The organism is Aureimonas sp. Leaf324, from assembly GCF_001423245.1.
Taxonomy (GTDB): Bacteria; Pseudomonadota; Alphaproteobacteria; order Rhizobiales; family Rhizobiaceae; genus Aureimonas.
Map to the genome: position 1 here is coordinate 11,266 of NZ_LMOH01000003.1, position 16,634 is coordinate 27,899.

Here is a 16,634-nt window from a genome sequence, read left to right on the forward strand (position 1 = left end):
GGATCATCCGGAGAGAGCGCAGACATGGCATCGGCCGCGGAACAACTTGCCGCAAACCTGAACTTCTCCGCCTTCTCGAAGGCGGAAGACCTGAAGAAGCGCATCTGGTTCACGCTGGGGGCGCTCCTGGTCTATCGGCTCGGCACCTATATCCCGATGCCCGGCATCGATCCGCACGCGTTGGCGCAGGCGTTCCAGCAGCAGTCGACGGGCATCCTCGGCCTGTTCAACATGTTCGCCGGCGGGGCCGTCGGTCGCATGGCGATCTTCGCGCTCGGCATCATGCCGTACATCTCCGCGTCGATCATCATTCAGCTGATGACCTCGGTCATTCCCTCGCTGGAAGCCCTCAAGAAGGAGGGTGAATCCGGCCGCAAGATCATCAACCAGTACACCCGCTACGGCACGGTTCTCCTCGCCACTGTCCAGGCCTACGGAATCGCGGCGGGTCTCCAGTCGACGAGCAGCATCGTCACCAATCCCGGCACGTTCTTCATCCTGTCCAGCGTCATCACGCTGGTGGGTGGCACGATGTTCCTGATGTGGATCGGCGAGCAGATCACGGCGCGGGGCATCGGCAACGGCATCTCGCTGATCATCTTCGCGGGCATCGCGGCGAACCTGCCGTCGGCGCTCGCCAACCTTCTGGAACTCGGCCGCACGGGCGCGCTGTCGACCGCGATCATCCTGATCGTCGTCGTGGTGGTCGTCGCCTGTATCGCCGGTGTCGTCTTCTTCGAGCGGGCGCAGCGCCGGCTTCTGATCCAGTACCCGAAGCGCCAGGTCGGCAACCGGATGTTCCAGGGCGACACGTCGCATCTGCCGCTGAAGCTGAACACTGCCGGCGTCATTCCGCCGATCTTCGCCTCGTCCTTGCTGCTCCTGCCGGTCACGATCGCGAACTTCGCCGACACGAGCACCCTGCCGGGATGGGCGACGGCGATCATCGCGTCGCTCGGCCACGGTCGGCCGCTCTACATGCTTCTGTATGCTGGCATGATCGCATTCTTCGCCTTCTTCTACACCGCCATCGTCTTCAATCCGAAGGACACGGCGGACAACCTGAAGAAGCATGGCGGCTTCATTCCGGGCATCCGCCCGGGCGAGAGGACCGCCGATTACATCGACTACGTTCTCACACGCATCACCGTGGTGGGCGCGATCTACCTCGTGGTGATCTGCCTCCTCCCGGAGATCCTGATCTCGGCCGCCGGCATTCCGTTCTATCTGGGCGGTACGTCGCTGCTGATCGTCGTGTCGGTGACGATGGATACGGTTGCGCAGGTTCAGGGACACCTGCTGGCGCACCAATACGAAGGCCTCGTCAAGAAGGCGAAGCTGCGCGGAGGAAGGCGAGGAGCTCGATGAGGGTCATACTGCTGGGCCCCCCCGGGGCGGGGAAGGGGACTCAGGCGCATCGTCTGGTCGAGCGGCATGGGATACCGCAGCTTTCGACCGGCGACATGCTGCGGGAAGCCGTAGCCAAGGGGACGGATGTCGGGCGTCGGGCCCAGGCCGTGATGGATGCCGGTCAGCTCGTCTCGGACGAGATCGTTATCGGCATCGTTGCGGACCGCATCGACCAGGACGACGCCCGTAAGGGCTTCATTCTGGATGGTTTCCCTCGGACGGTGGCGCAGGCGAGGGCGCTCGACGACATGCTGGACGAGCGCAAGCTCGCCATCGACGCCGTTCTCGAGTTCCGTGTCGACGAGCAGAAGCTCGTCGAGCGCATCGAGAAGCGCGCGCGGGAAACCGCCGAAGCCGGCCTGCCGGTTCGCAAGGACGATACGCCGGAGGTGTTTCACCGGCGTCTTCGCGAGTTCCGTCAGGCGACGGCGGCCGTCTCGCCCTACTATCGTGAACGCGGTCTCCTGCGGGAGATCGACGGCATGGCGCCGGTCGATCACGTCACCGATGAGATCGAGACGCTGCTGACCACGCAGGTTTCGGCCTGACGGTTGACTAAGGGCCGGGGAATCTTATAAGGACCGGTCCAATTCGCGCATCATCAGGCGATCGGCGCATACGCGGAAGCGTTGCGTACGGTCGCTTGGCGTTTAGGAGCGGCCCTGACGGGTCGTGCAGATCAGTGTCGTGGCGGATCCGCGACCAAAGGAGGCTCACTTGGCCCGTATTGCAGGCGTCAATATTCCGACCAACAAGCGCGTTCTCATCGCGCTTCAGTACATCCATGGCATCGGCCCGCGCTTCGCGCAGGAGATCATGGACAAGGCGAATCTCTCGGCCGAGCGCCGCGTGAACGAGCTGTCCGACGCCGAGGTGCTTCAGATTCGCGAACTCATCGACCGCGACTACCGCGTCGAGGGTGATCTGCGTCGCGAGACGTCGATGAACATCAAGCGCCTCATGGACCTCGGCTGCTACCGTGGCCTGCGTCATCGTCGCGGGCTGCCGGTTCGCGGCCAGCGCACGCACACGAATGCCCGCACCCGCAAGGGTCCGGCCAAGGCGATCGCCGGCAAGAAGAAGTAATCGGGTCGACCCGGATCGTCCGGGTCGGTCGTGTTTGATGGCCGGAAGCCATGTGCTTTCCGGCCGGTGGAGCCGCCGGCATTACGGCGGTGTCGAGATCCAAGGATAAGAAAATGGCCAAGGACGCACAGCGCATCCGTCGTCGCGAACGCAAGAACATCACGTCGGGCGTCGCCCACGTGAACTCCTCGTTCAACAACACCCTGATCACCATCACGGATGCGCAGGGCAACACCATCGCCTGGTCTTCGGCCGGCGCGCAGGGCTTCAAGGGGTCGCGCAAGTCGACGCCTTTCGCCGCGCAGATCGCCGCTGAGGATGCCGCCAAGAAGGCTCAGGAGCACGGCATGCGGACCCTCGAGGTTGAGGTGTCGGGTCCGGGTTCCGGCCGCGAGTCGGCTCTGCGCGCTCTGCAGGCTGCTGGCTTCACGATCACGTCGATCCGCGACGTGACCCCGATCCCGCACAACGGCGTTCGCCCGCGCAAGAAGCGCCGCGTCTAAGCGAGCGCAGTTTCGAGACTATGCCGCGCAGTCCGCCATGGACTGCGCGGCTTTCGCCGTATTCGGGAAGCCGATCCTTCCCAAGGGACCTATCGCCACGATTGGATGGTGGCGAGGTAGCTGAAAGGCAAGCGACATGATCGCCAGCAACTGGCAGAACCTCACGAAGCCGAACCAGGTCGTCTTCAAGAGCGGCGGAAGCCGCACGAAGGCGTCGCTCGTGGCGGAACCCCTTGAGCGCGGCTTCGGCCTGACGCTCGGCAACGCGCTTCGCCGCGTTCTTCTGTCGTCGCTCCAGGGCGCGGCCGTCACCGCGATCCAGATCGACGGTGTGCTGCATGAATTCTCCTCGATCGCCGGCGTGCGCGAGGACGTGACGGACATCGTCCTGAACGTGAAGGAAGTCTCGATCGGCATGCAGGGCGACGGTCCGAAGCGCATGGTGCTTCGCAAGTCGGGCCCCGGCGTCGTCACGGCCGGTGACATCCAGACCGTCGGCGACATCGAGATCCTGAACCCCGAGCACGAGATCTGCACCCTCGACGAGGGCGCCGAGATCCGCATGGAGTTCACGGTCAATACCGGCAAGGGCTACGTACCGGCCGACCAGAACCGCGCCGAGGATGCGCCGATCGGGCTCATCCCCGTCGACGCCCTGTTCTCGCCGGTGAAGAAGGTGTCCTACAAGGTCGAGAATACCCGCGAGGGGCAGGACCTGAACAAGGACAAGCTGACGATGGAGATCGTCACCGACGGCTCCATCAGCGGCGAGGACGCCGTGGCCTATGCCGCGCGCATCCTGCAGGACCAGCTCTCGGTGTTCGTCAACTTCGAGGAGCCGCAGCGCGAGGTGCGCGGCGCCGAGGAGCAGATCGCCGAGCTCGCCTTCAACCCAGCCCTGCTGAAGAAGGTGGACGAGCTCGAGCTGTCCGTCCGTTCGGCGAACTGCCTGAAGAACGACAACATCGTCTATATCGGCGACCTGATCCAGAAGACCGAGGCGGAAATGCTCCGCACTCCCAACTTCGGACGCAAGTCGCTGAACGAGATCAAGGAAGTGTTGGCCTCGATGGGCCTGCACCTCGGCATGGAAGTCAGCGCCTGGCCGCCGGAGAACATCGACGATCTGGCCAAGCGCTACGAGGATCAGTACTGATCCGGCCCGAACATGGTGCTCGCCGCATCAGCGGCGGGCGCCTCGCATATCCCAAAGATTCAAAGGCACATGCGCCGGCATCAAGCCGGGTTGCGAGGATGCCGTCCCCGGCGACAAGCCGGACCTGACTGAGGAGAAACACCCATGCGCCACGGCAATTCCGGTCGTAAGCTCAACCGCACCCACGAGCACCGCAAGGCGATGTTCGCCAACATGGCGGCGTCGCTGATCGTGCACGAGCAGATCGTCACCACTCTTCCCAAGGCGAAGGACCTGCGTCCGATCGTCGAGAAGTTGATCACCCTCGGCAAGCGCGGCGACCTGCACGCACGTCGTCAGGCGATCAGCCAGATCCGCGACGAGGCTGCCGTGCGCAAGCTCTTCGACACGATCGCCTCGCGTTACGCCGATCGCAACGGTGGCTACTGCCGCGTTCTAAAGGCCGGCTTCCGCCGTGGCGACAACGCCCCGCTGGCGGTCATCGAGTTCGTCGAGCGCGACGTTAACGCCCGTGGCGCCGTCGACCGCGCGCGCCTCGAGGCCGAGGCGCAGAACGAAGCGGCCTGACGCTTCGTCGCATCGCGACCCGATCGCCATTGAAAAGGGGCCCGCGGGCCCCTTTTTGCTGTCCTGACTTCAGCGGAGATGACGGATGGCGCGCGGCAGGGTTCTGGTGACCGGAGCATCCGGCTTCATCGCGAAACACATCGTCCTCAGTCTTCTCGGCGAAGGGTTCGACGTGCGCGGGACGGTGCGCGGGCAGCGCCGCGCCGACGAGGTGCGGGCCGTGGTCCGTGCCGAGGGCAGCGATCCCGAACGCTGCGAGTTTGTCGAGGCCGATCTCGGATCAGACACGGGCTGGGCCGAGGCCGTCGCCGGCTGCCGGTATGTTCTCCATACGGCTTCGCCTTTTCCGTTGGTGCAGCCGCGCCGGCCGGAGCGGCTTGTTGAACTTGCGAGACATGGGACCGAGACCGTCCTGCGGGCGGCCGCCCGAGCTGGCGCCGAGCGGGCCGTGGTCACGTCGTCCGTGGCCGCCGTCTTCTACGGTCACCCGCGTGATCGTGTCCGCCCGTTCGACGAAGGCGATTTCACCGATCTTTCGAGCCGCGCCGTATCGCCTTACGCGCGATCGAAGACCGTCGCTGAACTCGCGGCTTGGGACGTGTCGCGCGAAACGGGCCTTCAGCTGTCCACGATCAATCCGGGTCTCGTCCTCGGGCCCGTTCTCGACCAGCGGCTCGGCACGTCGGCGCAACTCGTCGCGTCGATGATGAAGGGGCGGCTGCCGCTGCTGCCCGATATCGCGATTCCGTCGGTCGACGTTCGGGACGTGGCACGGGCGCATGTTCGAGCGATGCTGGCCCCGGAGGCCAAGCGGCGGTTTCTGCTCGCAGCACCCGAAACGCCGTCGCTGTTGCAACTGGCTGCTTTTCTCGCCGAAGCCTTTCCCGATCGCAGCCGGCGCCTGCCGCGCCACAAGCTTCCGTCGACGCTGATCCGCCTCGGCGCGCTGATTTCACCGGGAGCGGCGATGCTGGCGGATGACCTCGGGCGAGCGAAAACGGTGGACACGTCGCCGGCGCGCGACCGTCTCGGGATCCGCTTCACCCCCGTGCGCGAGGCTGTGGTGGCGCTCGGCGAGAGCCTCGTCCGACATCGCTGCGTCTGAGATCCGACCGCAGCCCCTCTAACCGATGCAATGCATATCCTGTGGGTGTTGCCCGGCCGCGATAGCGCCTTGCCTGCGAGCGTGCGATGAGGGCGACGACGGTAGCTCCGCACAAGTTTGGAAGAACGGCACGCAACCTTTGGTGGTCTGCGGCATTTTTCAGGCGAATGGGGCGACCGCCGAGGGGCTCTGCGGCGAGTTTAGACGGATTTTACGGATATCATGGAAAATAGGACCGCTTCCACCCACACGAGCGAGTTCTCGATGCGTCGTACTATGCTGACCCTTCTGGGCGCCGTCTTTGCTTTCGGCATCCTGACCGCAAGCTATGCGACGGCAGAGTTGCCGGTGACGGCATCGGTCGACATCCAGCAGGATGTCACCGCGCACTGAGTGCCACCAATGATAATGATGGAAAAAGGGCCGCGAGGCCCTTTTTTCGTTCGAACTGAGCGCGATACCGAGCGCATGATTCGATTGTCGAGGCGGGTGACCATGAAGCTACGCGAACTGATCCTCGGAAATGGCGTCGGGGCCCTGGCTCTCATCGCACTGTCCGCCGCCGCAGCCGCCCAGTCTCCCACCGCCCCGGCACCGATCGCGCCGGCGGCGTCCGCCGAACGCGTCCCGGCATCGGACGCGGAGGTGAAGCTCAGTTTCGCACCCTTGGTGCGAAAGAGCGCGCCGGCCGTCGTCAATGTCTACGCGGCGCGTCAGGTGCCGGTCCGCACGCCCTTCGCGGGCGATCCGTTCTTCGAGCAGTTCTTCGGTCGCGGGGAAGGGCGCACCCGGCGCGAATCCTCGCTCGGGTCCGGGGTCATCGTCGATCCCGCCGGGTTGGTCGTGACCAACCATCACGTCATCGCGGATGCCGAGGAGGTCCGCGTCGCGCTGGCGGACGGGCGGGAATACGATGCGCGTATTCTGTCGAAGGACGAGCAGGCCGACCTCGCCGTCCTGAAGATCGAGGACGATGAGCCGTTCCCGAGCATTGCGATCGCCGATTCGGATACGACCCAGATTGGTGACCTGGTGCTCGCCATCGGCAATCCGTTCGGGATTGGGCAGACGGTGACGAACGGGATCGTGTCGGCGCTTGCGCGTACGCATGTCGGCGTCAACGACGTCGGCTATTTCATCCAGACCGATGCCGCGATCAATCCCGGCAACTCCGGCGGGGCGCTGGTCGACATGCGCGGCGAACTCGTCGGCGTGAACACGGCGATCTTCTCGCGGACGGGCGGCTCCAATGGAATCGGCTTTGCCATTCCCTCGAACATGGTCCGTGCCTTCGCGCATGCGGCCCGCGAGGGGCGTCCGTTCGAGCGGCCCTACATCGGCGCCGGCTTCGTTGTGGTGACGGCCGACATGGCGGAAGCGCTGGGCCTCGATCGGCCGACCGGAGCCTTGGTGCAGATGGTTCGACGCGGGACGCCGGCCGACGAGGCCGGCCTGCGCGAGGGCGACGTCGTTCTCTCGATGAACGGCTTTCCCGTCGATAATCCCGACACGCTCGGCTATCGGCTCGCGACGGCAGGGCTCGGCCGCGAGGCGGAGCTGGAGGTCATGGCGGGCGATGGAAAGCGGGAACGGGTACGGCTCGCCCTGGAGGCGGCACCCGAGACGCCCGCCCGCGACCAGCGAAAGCTGGATGGACGCACGCCCTTCGCCGGTGCGACGATTGCCAACCTGTCGCCACGCCTTGCGGGCGAACTGGACATGCCGCAGACGGCCGATGGCGTCGTGGTGACGGAAGTCGACCGCAATTCGCCCGCAGCACGCCTCGGCCTGCGGCCGAAGGACATCATCGCGAGCCTGAATGGCCGGGACGTCGTCTCCACCGAGGAACTGGAGGAGGATGCGGCGAACGAGCGGGCCGGCTGGCGTATCGAGGTCGACCGGAACGGGCAGCGGCTCGTCCAGACCGTGCGCTGATCCGACGTGACCGACCTCTTCGCCGATCCCACCCCCCAGCCATCGAGGCCCAGCGAGAGCAGGGCCGCGCCCATCGGCGGGCCGCTCGCCGAACGCCTGCGGCCGGGGCGTCTTGCCGACGTCGTGGGCCAGGAGCACCTGACCGGTCCCGAGGGCGCGCTGACGCGCATGCTGGAAAGCGGGTCGCTCGGCTCGGTGATCCTGTGGGGTCCGCCGGGCTCGGGCAAGACCACCGTGGCCCGGCTTCTCGCGCGGGAGGTGGACTACGCGTTCGAGCAGATCTCCGCGATCTTCACGGGCGTCGCCGACCTCAAGAAGGTCTTCGAGGCGGCGCGCCTGCGGCGCACGACTGGCCGGCAGACGCTTCTGTTCGTGGACGAGATCCATCGCTTCAACCGGGCCCAGCAGGATTCCTTCCTGCCGGTGATGGAAGACGGAACCATCGTGCTGGTCGGCGCGACCACGGACAACCCGTCGTTCGAACTGAATGCGGCGCTTCTGTCGCGTGCGCGCGTCCTGACCTTCCGGGCGCACGATGCCGAAAGCCTCGGGCAGCTTCTCGATCGCGCGCAAGAGGCGATGAAGCGTCCGCTGCCGCTGGACGAGGCGGCGCGCGAGATGCTGGTGCGAATGGCCGATGGCGACGGGCGCGCCGTGCTGACGCTCGCCGAAGAGGTCTGGCGCGCAGCACGACCGGGCGAGATGCTCGACGGCGAGGGGCTGCGGTCCGTCGTGCAACGGCGGGCGCCGATCTACGACAAAGGCCAGGACGGCCATTACAACCTGATTTCGGCGCTTCACAAGTCGGTCCGTGGGTCCGATCCCGATGCGGCGCTCTACTATCTCTGCCGGATGCTCGATGCGGGCGAAGATCCGCTCTATCTCGGCCGACGCATCGTGCGCATGGCGTCCGAGGACATCGGCCTCGCCGATCCGCGGGCGCTTCTCGTCGCGAACGCGGCCAAGGACGCCTACGATTATCTGGGCTCGCCCGAGGGCGAACTGGCGCTGGCGCAGGCGGTCGTCTATCTCGCGTCCGCGCCGAAATCAAACGCCGTCTATGTCGCCTACAAGGCGGCGATGCGGGCGGCCAAGGAGCATGGATCGCTGCTGCCGCCACGCCATATCCTGAATGCGCCGACCAAGCTGATGAAGGACGAAGGCTACGGGTCGGGCTACGCCTACGACCACGACGCGCCCGACGCCTTTTCCGGACAGGACTATTTTCCGGAGGCGATGGGCCGCGTCGACTTCTACAAGCCGACCGGGCGCGGCGAGGAAGCGCGGATCGCCGAGCGGATGGAGCGCTGGGCCCGCCTCCGGCAGGAACGGCGGAGGTAGGCCGGTGCTGAACGTCGTCCTGGTCGCGATCGGCGGGGCGCTGGGCAGCGTCGCGCGTTACAGCGTGTCGCTGGCGGCCGGTCGCTGGCTGGGGCTTGGATTCCCGTACGGGACATTGTTCGTCAACGTCACCGGATCGTTCGCGATGGGCGCGCTGATGGCCTGGCTCGGCCGTCATGTGGAGATGCCGCCGGAGTGGCGTCTCTTTCTCGCGGTGGGCGTGCTCGGTGGCTACACGACCTTCTCCTCCTTCAGCCTCGATGCCGTTGGCCTTTGGGAGGGCGGCGCCCAAGGGATGGCGTTGCTCTACGTCGGGCTGTCGACGATCGTCGGGCTTCTGGCGCTTGCAGCCGGGCTGGCCCTCGTCCGTCAGTTCGGCTGAAGATCGCCGCCGGTGTTCCGGCCGCGCGCCGAATGCTGTATCGCCCTTGGCAAGAGCGATAGGAAAAGAAAATGTCGGTAGTCGAGCAGATCAGGGTGGAGGCGGACGAGACGGGCCTGCGCCTCGATCGTTGGTTCAAGATTCATTATCCGGGCCTTGGGTTCGGACACCTCCAGAAGCTTCTGCGGTCGGGGCAGGTGCGCATCGACGGCGGCCGCGCCAAGACCGACACGCGGCTCGAGGCCGGACAGATGATCCGCGTGCCGCCGATGGGCGTCGATGCCGGACGGCCGCGGACGGCCGTCCTCACACCCAACACGATGCGTGACAAGCATGACGGCGATGTCCTCGCCCAGATGCTGATCTACGAGGACGAGAAGGTCTACGTCTTCAACAAGCCGGCCGGGTTGGCCGTGCAGGGCGGATCGGGCGTCAACCGGCACGTCGACGGGATGCTGGAGGCTTGGCGCAGCAAGAAGGGCGAGAAACCGCGCCTCGTTCACCGTATCGACCGCGACACGTCCGGCATCCTGGTGGTGGCTCGGACCCGCGGGGCGGCCGTCTCGCTGACCAAGGCGTTCCGCGAGCGCGACACCAAGAAATTTTATTGGGCGCTTGTGAAGGGGGTACCCGCCCCGCACGAAGGTCGGATCTCCACCTATCTCGTGAAGGAGCCGACCCTCGACGGCGACCGGATGCGGATCGCCAAGCACGGCGAGGAGGGCGCCGACCATGCGCTCTCGCATTATCGCGTCGTGGATCAGGTGGCGCAGGCTTTCGCCTGGATCGAGATGGAGCCCTATACCGGACGCACGCACCAGCTGCGCGTCCACGCGGCCCATATCGGCCATCCCATCCTCGGCGACCCGAAGTATTTCGAGCACGACACCAACTGGGAGTTTCCGGGCGGCGTTCAGCAGAGGCTACACCTCCACGCCCGGCGGATCATCATTCCGCACCCCGACGGCGGGCGCCGCATCGACCAGATCGCGCCTCTGCCGCCGCACATGGTTCAGACCTGGAACCTGTTCGGCTTCGACGAGGCAGCCGAGAACGACTGATGCGTGCGATCCTCTTCGACTGCGACGGGACGCTGGCCAACAGCTTCGGCCTGATCTGCGAGACGATGCGCCGCTGCTTCGAGAAGGCGGGGCTGCCGGAACCCGATGACGCTGCGACCCGCGGCATCATCGGGCTGTCGCTCGATCTGGCGATCCATCGCCTGGCGCCGACGATCGCACCCGCCGACCTGCCGGCGCTGGTCGATACCTATCGCGAGGCGTTCCACGAAATCCGGGCAGAGGGCAGCTTTCCCGAGCGCCTGTTTCCCGGCATCGAGCCGATGCTCCGCCGCCTGGCCCGCCGCGAGGACGTTCTCCTCGGCATGGTGACCGGCAAATCGCGTCGCGGCGTGTCCCACGTCGTCGAGGCGCATGACCTGCACGGGATCTTCCCGGCGGTGCGCACGGCCGACGACTGCCCTTCGAAACCGCACCCCGCGATGGTCAGCGAGTGTTGCGACGCCCTTGGCGTCAGGCCGGAGGACACGCTTGTGGTGGGCGACGCCGTCTACGACATGCAGATGGCCGTTGCGGCCGGCGCGGTCGGCTGGGGCGTGGCGTGGGGCGCCCAGTTGGAGGACGCCCTTCGAAGCGCGGGCGCGAGCGGGGTTTCCGCGACGGTGGCCGAGCTCGAGGCGACACTGGACGACTGGCTGGGCGAAAAGCCATCGCTGGTGATGTCCGCATGAGAGACGAACTGCAGCAGGGCCTTCCCGCCATGTCGAACCCGATCCTGAAGCCGGAACTGCCAAAACGCTTCTATAAAGACGTCACGGTCGAGGAGACCGCGGGCGGTTTCGAGATCCGTCTCGACGGCCGTCCGGTCCGCACACCCATCCGCACCCTTCTGGCGCTGCCCGACCGCACGATCGCCGAAGCGGTCGCGGCGGAATGGGAGGGGCAGAAGACCCATATCGACCCGGCGACGATGCCGGTCACGCGCTTGGCCAACACGGTTCTCGACGGTGTCGCCAACGATCCCGCCGCCACGCGCGACGATCTGGCTCGCTACGCGGAGACCGACCTCATCGCCTACCGGGCGGACGAACCCGAGCGACTGGTCGCCCGGCAGGCCGAAGCCTGGGACCCGCTTGCCGACTGGGTCGAGGAGCGGTTCGGCGCCCGGCTGGCGACGGCGGCCGGCGTCATGCACGTCGCTCAGAATCCCGCGACGGTCACGGCGCTGCGTGCTCGCCTTGCCGAGGAAATCGATCCGTTCCGACTGGCCGGCCTCCACCAGATGACGACGTTGACGGGCTCGCTGATTCTGGCGCTCGCCGTCGCCGAGGGGCGGCTCGACGTCGCGGAGGCTTGGCGGCTCGCGCATGTCGACGAGGATTGGAACATCTCGCTCTGGGGCGAAGACGAGGAAGCGCAGGCGCGCCGCGCATCCCGGTTCACCGACATGCGCGCGGCCGACCTCTTCCTGCGCCGCTGATCAGATCCCGGCGAACCACTCGTAGCCGCGGTCTTCCCAGAAGCCGCCCTTGCCCTCGCCATAGGCGACGAGGGAATCGGTCACGACGATCGCCCGGATGTATTTGGCCATCTTGTAGCCGAGCTGCCGCTCGACCCGCACGCGCACGGGCGCTCCGTTGGCGACCGGCAGCGCCGAGCCGTTCATCCCGTAGGCGAGGATCGTCTGCGGATGCCGCGCGTCGAGGAGGTCGATCGATTCGTAATAGCGAATCGGACCGTTGAACCCGTTGTCGAGCGTATCGAAGCAGAGGAACACGACGTATCGTGCCGAAGGGGCGACGCCCGCCTGATCGAGCACGAGACCCAGCGGCGTGCCGGTCCATTCCGCAATGCAGCTCCAGCCCTCGACGCAGTCATGCCGGGTGATCTGCGTGCGCGACGGCATGGCCTGAAGGTCGGCGAGCGACAGGGAGAGCGGGGTACGCACGGCGCCAGTAACGGACAGACGGTAGTCCTGAAAGCCGTTGCGGGCGAGGGCGAGGTACGGCTCGTCCTGCGGGTTCGTCGACCCATTGGGTCGCATCGGCTGGCGAATTTCCGAGCGATCGAACTCGCGCGCGAGGTGATCGGATCCGAGAAGCAGCCGCTGCGCCTTGTAGGTCAGCGTGTTGGCGCTTTCGAGGATGCCCCGGACCTCGGAGTCGCTGGCGACCAGCGGATCGAAGCAGCCGGACAGCGGCAGCGTCGACGCGGCGGCCATGCCGCCGAGAAAGCGGCGTCGGTCGAGGAACGTCTTCATCGGGCGTCCTCCTTGCCGTCTACCCGCATCCAGCCGGTGATCATCGATCGCATCTCGTTGATCGGGCCAGCCAGCAATACCATCGCGATGTGCACCACGAAGAAGCCGACGAGCGTGAGCATCAGCACGAAGTGGATGGTGCGGGCCGTCTGCCGCCCGCCGAAGAGATCGAGCGTCCAGGGCGCCCAGGCGTTCATTCCCGGAGACATCGTCAGCCCGGTCGCCACCATCAGCGGCAGAACCACGATGAGGATCGCGAAGTAGGAGAGCTTCTGCAGCGGGCCGTAGGTGCGCTTGTGGTGGAGCCGAAGCCGGGCATGGTCGGCGATGTCGCGGGGCAGGGCCGCCCAATCGCGACCGCGCGGCAGGATCTCCCGCGTCAGGTGGCGGTTGAGAAGGCTCCCCACCAGCCAGACCAGCAGCGTGCCGACCAGCGCCCATGCGAAGAAGAAATGAACGACGCGCCCGGTCGCCAGATCGCGGTAGGAGGGGATCGTCATCCAGCCGGGAAAGGTCTGCGGCCGGAAGTCGCCGTTCTCGTCCTCGATCACACCGAGGGCGCCGGTCGTGTCGAAGCTCTTTCCGAAGACCGTCGTCACGCCGCCGAGTTCGCCCTCGTCGAAGGCGGCACCGATGCTGAGCACGCGGTTCTCGAAATCGAAGCCCGACTGCTGTCCGATATAGAGATCGGGCCTCGCCATGAAAATCTGCAACCCCGAGAGGAGCAGGAAGAACAGGCAGACGACCCAGATCCAGTGGGTGAGGCGAGTGAAGAATCGCTGCCGATACACCAGCGGGCCGTCGCGTTTGGCGAGAAGCTTCATAAGCCGTCCATCAAAAGCCGTGTGCCAAGCTACGTCTAGACGAGGCGCGCGGACGCATCACGGTGCGATGATGACGCGGCGCAGAGCTTTGTCGAGTTCCTGGCGAAAGCGCGAGCGGTCGGCCGGCGTGAACGGCTTGTTGTAGCCGCTCGATGCGCCGGTTTCGCGAAGATGCTGGTTGAACGAGCGGAAGGACAGGGCCGCACCGATGTTGGCCGGCGTGAACGGCCGCCCGTCGGGGCCGAGGACGACCGCGCCCTTTTCCAGAGCCCGGGACGCCAGCGGAATGTCCGCCGTGATCACCACGTCGTCGGCGGTCGCTTCTTCCGCGATCCAGTCGTCGGCCGCGTCGAAGCCGCTGGAGACGCTGACGATGCGGGCGCCGGGATAGCGCGATGGGCGCATCCCGCCGTTCGACACGAGCACGACGCCGGCTCCGAGCCTGTCCGCGACGTCCATCACCTCGTCCTTCACCGGGCAGGCGTCGGCGTCGACGATAACCCGAGCGGTCATGGCGCGCTCCGATCGAGGACGGGCGTGACGGTCGCGCCGAAGATCGTCTCGAAACGACCGCGCAGGATGACGTCGACTTCGGGCATGGAGACGACGAGGCCGAGGTCGAGAAGGCTGGTCACGCCGTAGCCGCGGATGCCGCAGGGAACGATGCCGTCGAAGTGGGAAAGGTCGGGATCAACGTTGAGGCTGATCCCGTGGAAGGTCACCCACTTGCGAACGCGGATGCCGATCGCGGCGATCTTGTCCTCGGCCGGCTCGCCGCCGGGAAGGGGCGGGCGCTCGGGTCGCCGCACCCAGACGCCGACCCGGTCCTCACGGCGTTCCCCGCGGACCTGGAACTCTCCGAGCGCGGAGATCACCCATTCCTCGAGTGCGGCAACGAAGGCCCGGATGTCCTGCCGACGACGCTTCAGGTCAAGAACGACGTAGGCCACCCGCTGTCCCGGTCCGTGGTAGGTGAACTCGCCGCCGCGCCCGGAGCGAAAGACCGGGAAGCGAGCCGCGTCGAGAAGATCGCTCTCCTGTGCGCTGGTGCCGCTCGTATAGAGCGGGGGATGCTCCACCAGGAACACTGCCTCCGGCGCCGTGCCGTCCGCCACGAGAGCGGCCCGATCCTCCATCAGCGCCACCGCCGCGGGGTAGTCGATTCTCCCGTCGACCACGGTCCACTCGACCGGAGGGCTGTCCGATCGAGCAAAAAAGCTTCCGGTGTCGAGCGCGTCGCGTGGAGTCGGGTTGTCCATGCGGCTGAGATAGCGCCGCAAAGGCCGGTGCGCAAAGGGCTTGCGCGTTCCGAGCCGCCGTCATGAAAAAAGAATACGGGCGGCGCTGCGAAAAGGCTTGTGTGCCTCCGGGGCGTTTGTTACATCGCCGCCACCGGTCGAGACAGACCGGGCCGGCCTTCGGACCGGAACACGGCGTGCGGTCGTGGCGGAATTGGTAGACGCGCAGCGTTGAGGTCGCTGTGGGGCAACCCGTGGAAGTTCGAGTCTTCTCGACCGCACCAGCCTTGCTTGAATTCCCTCACATTCATGATCTGACATCAGCCTTGCATCGCAGCGGGGCTGCTTGATTGCGTCGCGATTGACTTCTACGTCAATCTGGTTTGTCTCGCCCGAAGAGGGGCTGCCGGATGCGCGACTACTATACGATCACCGAACTGACGCGGGAATTCGACATCTCCACGCGCACGATTCGCTTCTACGAGGACGAGGGGCTGATCGCCCCGATTCGCCGCGGTCGCACCCGGCTGTTCCGGCATTCCGACCGCCAGCTCCTGAAGATGATTCTGCGCGGCAAGCGCCTCGGGTTCTCGATCGCCGAAATCCGCGAGATCATGGGCATGTATCGCACGCCGCCGGGCGAGGCGGGTCAGTTGCGGACGATCATCCGCCGCGTCAGCGAGCGCCGCGCCGAACTCGAGCAGAAGCGTCGCGACATCGAGGATCTCCTGTCGGAACTCGATCAGGCCGAGGAAGCCTGCCTCACGCGCATGGCCGAGCTCGGCATCTCGCCCACGAGCTGACGCCTCAGGGCTCGGCCGAGAACGAGCACTGATCGACGCTCCGGCGGACCATCTGCTGCTTCGGCTCGTCCAGGCGGCCGGCCAGAAGGTCGGCGAGAAGATCTTGGCTGGTCAGATCCTGCAGCACGCATCCGCAATATCGCTGGCAAAAGCCTTCGTCGCGCGACTGAAGGCACGACTGTCGACAGCTTTGGTTGAAAGCCGCGGTCTGGTCGGGCGGCGAGATCCACGCGAAGGCGGCGACAAGGCCGATCGAGATCGGCTGGTGGACGAGGTAGAACAGCAGCGAATGCTGTCCGAGGCGGCCAAGGTGTCGCGCGGGACCGAACCGGCCGTTCAGTCGTCGCAGGCGCTGCCAAACCTCGAAGCGTTCTGCCATCTGCGCCAGTGCGATGCCGGCGAGGACCGGCGCGAGCCACGGGATCAGCGGCACGAAATCGTTGGAGATGGGCGGGCGGTCCGACAGGCCGATCCAGGCCAGCCAGCGCGAGTCCGTGAGCGGCGTCGAGACGGTGATCGGCAGCGCGATCAGGACGGCGGCCAGCGCCAGGTTGAGAACGAACGGCAGGCGAATCGCCAGGAGGCCGATCACGCTGGCCACGGCGATCAGGTGGAGGATGCCGAAGAAGACGAACGAGTCCGGGGTGAAGGCGTAGGTCGCGACGGAGATCACGGCGGCGCCGGCGACGATCTGCGCGAGCCGCTTACCGAAGGATGGCCAGCGGATTTCGTGCCGGTTGGCGAGGAACAGGCTGAGACCGACGAGAACAAGGAAGCTGATCGCGATCGAGCGCGCGAAAAGACGCCAGCCGCCGATCTGCGCGGTGCCGGGCGGCAGGTAGCCGAAGAACTCGAGATCCCAGGTGAAGTGGTAGATCAGCATCGCGAGTAGCGCGACGCCGCGCAGGACATCGAGCAACTCGACGCGCGAGCCGAACCGGGCGGGCTGGGTTGCGCTCATGGTGAACTCCTCTGGTCCTGGCGGCATCCCGCCTATCTGAAATC

Annotated in this window: 20 protein-coding genes and 1 tRNA gene; 16 read left to right on the forward strand and 5 right to left on the reverse strand. The window is 66.2% G+C overall.

Translation table 11 applies throughout. The features are described 5' to 3' along the window. Window positions 1–24 precede the first annotated feature (24 nt). From secY to ASF65_RS04060, 14 genes are all read left to right on the forward strand, one after another. Window positions 25–1,368, forward strand: a complete 1,344-nt coding sequence (gene secY / locus ASF65_RS04000; protein WP_055885539.1) for a preprotein translocase subunit SecY — start codon at window positions 25–27, stop codon at window positions 1,366–1,368. Beyond that, window positions 1,365–1,958, forward strand: coding sequence for an adenylate kinase (locus tag ASF65_RS04005; RefSeq protein ID WP_055885542.1), 594 nt, complete (start codon window positions 1,365–1,367; stop codon window positions 1,956–1,958). The genes secY and ASF65_RS04005 overlap by 4 nt, the downstream gene beginning before the upstream one ends. A 169-nt stretch (window positions 1,959–2,127) precedes the next feature. Beyond that, on the forward strand, window positions 2,128–2,496 hold the full coding sequence (rpsM, locus tag ASF65_RS04010) for a 30S ribosomal protein S13 (RefSeq protein WP_055885544.1): 369 nt from the start codon (window positions 2,128–2,130) through the stop codon (window positions 2,494–2,496). A 113-nt stretch (window positions 2,497–2,609) separates the two neighbouring features. Beyond that, window positions 2,610–2,999 (forward strand): 30S ribosomal protein S11, encoded by a 390-nt coding sequence (rpsK, locus tag ASF65_RS04015; RefSeq protein ID WP_055885547.1) that lies wholly within the window; start codon window positions 2,610–2,612, stop codon window positions 2,997–2,999. Between the two features lie 136 nt (window positions 3,000–3,135). Further along, window positions 3,136–4,155: a DNA-directed RNA polymerase subunit alpha gene (locus tag ASF65_RS04020; RefSeq protein ID WP_055885550.1), complete on the forward strand. Its 1,020-nt coding sequence runs from the start codon at window positions 3,136–3,138 to the stop codon at window positions 4,153–4,155. 144 nt (window positions 4,156–4,299) lie between these two features. After that, a complete protein-coding gene (gene rplQ / locus ASF65_RS04025) occupies window positions 4,300–4,722 on the forward strand; it encodes a 50S ribosomal protein L17 (protein ID WP_055885553.1) in 423 nt (140 codons plus the stop codon). A gap of 85 nt (window positions 4,723–4,807) precedes the next feature. Continuing rightward, entirely contained in the window at window positions 4,808–5,827 is a 1,020-nt protein-coding gene (locus ASF65_RS04030) for an NAD-dependent epimerase/dehydratase family protein (RefSeq protein ID WP_055885555.1), read from the forward strand. Window positions 5,828–6,049: 222 nt separating this feature from the next. Continuing rightward, entirely contained in the window at window positions 6,050–6,220 is a 171-nt protein-coding gene (locus tag ASF65_RS21900) for a hypothetical protein (RefSeq protein ID WP_156369159.1), read from the forward strand. A 102-nt stretch (window positions 6,221–6,322) separates the two neighbouring features. Beyond that, entirely contained in the window at window positions 6,323–7,762 is a 1,440-nt protein-coding gene (locus ASF65_RS04035; protein WP_082505161.1) for a DegQ family serine endoprotease, read from the forward strand. Between the two features lie 72 nt (window positions 7,763–7,834). Next, entirely contained in the window at window positions 7,835–9,103 is a 1,269-nt protein-coding gene (locus ASF65_RS04040; RefSeq protein ID WP_055885771.1) for a replication-associated recombination protein A, read from the forward strand. Between the two features lie 4 nt (window positions 9,104–9,107). After that, the gene (crcB, locus tag ASF65_RS04045; RefSeq protein WP_200939997.1) at window positions 9,108–9,485 is read left to right on the forward strand and encodes a fluoride efflux transporter CrcB; all 378 of its coding nucleotides are present in this window, start codon (window positions 9,108–9,110) and stop codon (window positions 9,483–9,485) included. 71 nt (window positions 9,486–9,556) lie between these two features. Next, the gene (locus ASF65_RS04050; protein WP_055885557.1) at window positions 9,557–10,546 is read left to right on the forward strand and encodes an RluA family pseudouridine synthase; all 990 of its coding nucleotides are present in this window, start codon (window positions 9,557–9,559) and stop codon (window positions 10,544–10,546) included. After that, a complete protein-coding gene (locus ASF65_RS04055) occupies window positions 10,546–11,235 on the forward strand; it encodes an HAD-IA family hydrolase (RefSeq protein ID WP_055885559.1) in 690 nt (229 codons plus the stop codon). The genes ASF65_RS04050 and ASF65_RS04055 overlap by 1 nt, the downstream gene beginning before the upstream one ends. Then, window positions 11,232–11,984 (forward strand): ATP12 family protein, encoded by a 753-nt coding sequence (locus ASF65_RS04060; RefSeq protein WP_244486553.1) that lies wholly within the window; start codon window positions 11,232–11,234, stop codon window positions 11,982–11,984. The genes ASF65_RS04055 and ASF65_RS04060 overlap by 4 nt, the downstream gene beginning before the upstream one ends. Here the strand turns inward: ASF65_RS04060 and ASF65_RS04065 are convergent, their stop codons facing one another. Genes ASF65_RS04065 through lipB form a run of 4 tightly spaced genes read right to left on the reverse strand, consistent with a single transcriptional unit; the run spans window position 11,985 to window position 14,847 of the window. Then, on the reverse strand, window positions 11,985–12,764 hold the full coding sequence (locus ASF65_RS04065) for a molybdopterin-dependent oxidoreductase (RefSeq protein ID WP_055885560.1): 780 nt from the start codon (window positions 12,762–12,764) through the stop codon (window positions 11,985–11,987). Then, window positions 12,761–13,588, reverse strand: a complete 828-nt coding sequence (locus ASF65_RS04070) for a cytochrome b/b6 domain-containing protein (RefSeq protein ID WP_055885562.1) — start codon at window positions 13,586–13,588, stop codon at window positions 12,761–12,763. The genes ASF65_RS04065 and ASF65_RS04070 overlap by 4 nt, the downstream gene beginning before the upstream one ends. Window positions 13,589–13,645: 57 nt before the next feature. Then, on the reverse strand, window positions 13,646–14,101 hold the full coding sequence (locus ASF65_RS04075; protein ID WP_055885564.1) for a YaiI/YqxD family protein: 456 nt from the start codon (window positions 14,099–14,101) through the stop codon (window positions 13,646–13,648). Beyond that, window positions 14,098–14,847 (reverse strand): lipoyl(octanoyl) transferase LipB, encoded by a 750-nt coding sequence (gene lipB, locus ASF65_RS04080; RefSeq protein ID WP_055885779.1) that lies wholly within the window; start codon window positions 14,845–14,847, stop codon window positions 14,098–14,100. The genes ASF65_RS04075 and lipB overlap by 4 nt, the downstream gene beginning before the upstream one ends. A 178-nt stretch (window positions 14,848–15,025) precedes the next feature. Between lipB and ASF65_RS04085 the strand changes: the two genes are divergently transcribed. Both ASF65_RS04085 and ASF65_RS04090 read left to right on the forward strand, forming a co-directional pair. After that, window positions 15,026–15,110, forward strand: a tRNA-Leu gene (locus ASF65_RS04085). A gap of 126 nt (window positions 15,111–15,236) precedes the next feature. Next, window positions 15,237–15,629 carry a MerR family DNA-binding transcriptional regulator gene (locus ASF65_RS04090; protein WP_055885566.1) on the forward strand — a complete coding sequence of 131 codons (393 nt, stop codon included), beginning with the start codon at window positions 15,237–15,239 and terminating at the stop codon, window positions 15,627–15,629. Between the two features lie 4 nt (window positions 15,630–15,633). On the opposite strand, the gene ASF65_RS04095 is transcribed toward ASF65_RS04090, so the two are convergent. After that, window positions 15,634–16,590: a heparan-alpha-glucosaminide N-acetyltransferase gene (locus tag ASF65_RS04095; protein ID WP_055885568.1), complete on the reverse strand. Its 957-nt coding sequence runs from the start codon at window positions 16,588–16,590 to the stop codon at window positions 15,634–15,636. Between the last annotated feature and the right edge of the window lie 44 nt (window positions 16,591–16,634).

Coding starts and splice junctions, on each gene's coding strand:
- secY (WP_055885539.1), top strand. CDS start 25: ATGGCATCGGCCGCGGAACAACTTGCCGCAAACCTGAACTTCTCCGCC.
- ASF65_RS04005 (WP_055885542.1), top strand. CDS start 1,365: ATGAGGGTCATACTGCTGGGCCCCCCCGGGGCGGGGAAGGGGACTCAG.
- rpsK (WP_055885547.1), top strand. CDS start 2,610: ATGGCCAAGGACGCACAGCGCATCCGTCGTCGCGAACGCAAGAACATC.
- ASF65_RS04020 (WP_055885550.1), top strand. CDS start 3,136: ATGATCGCCAGCAACTGGCAGAACCTCACGAAGCCGAACCAGGTCGTC.
- rplQ (WP_055885553.1), top strand. CDS start 4,300: ATGCGCCACGGCAATTCCGGTCGTAAGCTCAACCGCACCCACGAGCAC.
- ASF65_RS04030 (WP_055885555.1), top strand. CDS start 4,808: ATGGCGCGCGGCAGGGTTCTGGTGACCGGAGCATCCGGCTTCATCGCG.
- ASF65_RS21900 (WP_156369159.1), top strand. CDS start 6,050: ATGGAAAATAGGACCGCTTCCACCCACACGAGCGAGTTCTCGATGCGT.
- ASF65_RS04035 (WP_082505161.1), top strand. CDS start 6,323: ATGAAGCTACGCGAACTGATCCTCGGAAATGGCGTCGGGGCCCTGGCT.
- ASF65_RS04050 (WP_055885557.1), top strand. CDS start 9,557: ATGTCGGTAGTCGAGCAGATCAGGGTGGAGGCGGACGAGACGGGCCTG.
- ASF65_RS04055 (WP_055885559.1), top strand. CDS start 10,546: ATGCGTGCGATCCTCTTCGACTGCGACGGGACGCTGGCCAACAGCTTC.
- ASF65_RS04060 (WP_244486553.1), top strand. CDS start 11,232: ATGAGAGACGAACTGCAGCAGGGCCTTCCCGCCATGTCGAACCCGATC.
- ASF65_RS04065 (WP_055885560.1), bottom strand. CDS start 12,764: ATGAAGACGTTCCTCGACCGACGCCGCTTTCTCGGCGGCATGGCCGCC.
- ASF65_RS04070 (WP_055885562.1), bottom strand. CDS start 13,588: ATGAAGCTTCTCGCCAAACGCGACGGCCCGCTGGTGTATCGGCAGCGA.
- ASF65_RS04075 (WP_055885564.1), bottom strand. CDS start 14,101: ATGACCGCTCGGGTTATCGTCGACGCCGACGCCTGCCCGGTGAAGGAC.
- lipB (WP_055885779.1), bottom strand. CDS start 14,847: ATGGACAACCCGACTCCACGCGACGCGCTCGACACCGGAAGCTTTTTT.
- ASF65_RS04090 (WP_055885566.1), top strand. CDS start 15,237: ATGCGCGACTACTATACGATCACCGAACTGACGCGGGAATTCGACATC.
- ASF65_RS04095 (WP_055885568.1), bottom strand. CDS start 16,590: ATGAGCGCAACCCAGCCCGCCCGGTTCGGCTCGCGCGTCGAGTTGCTC.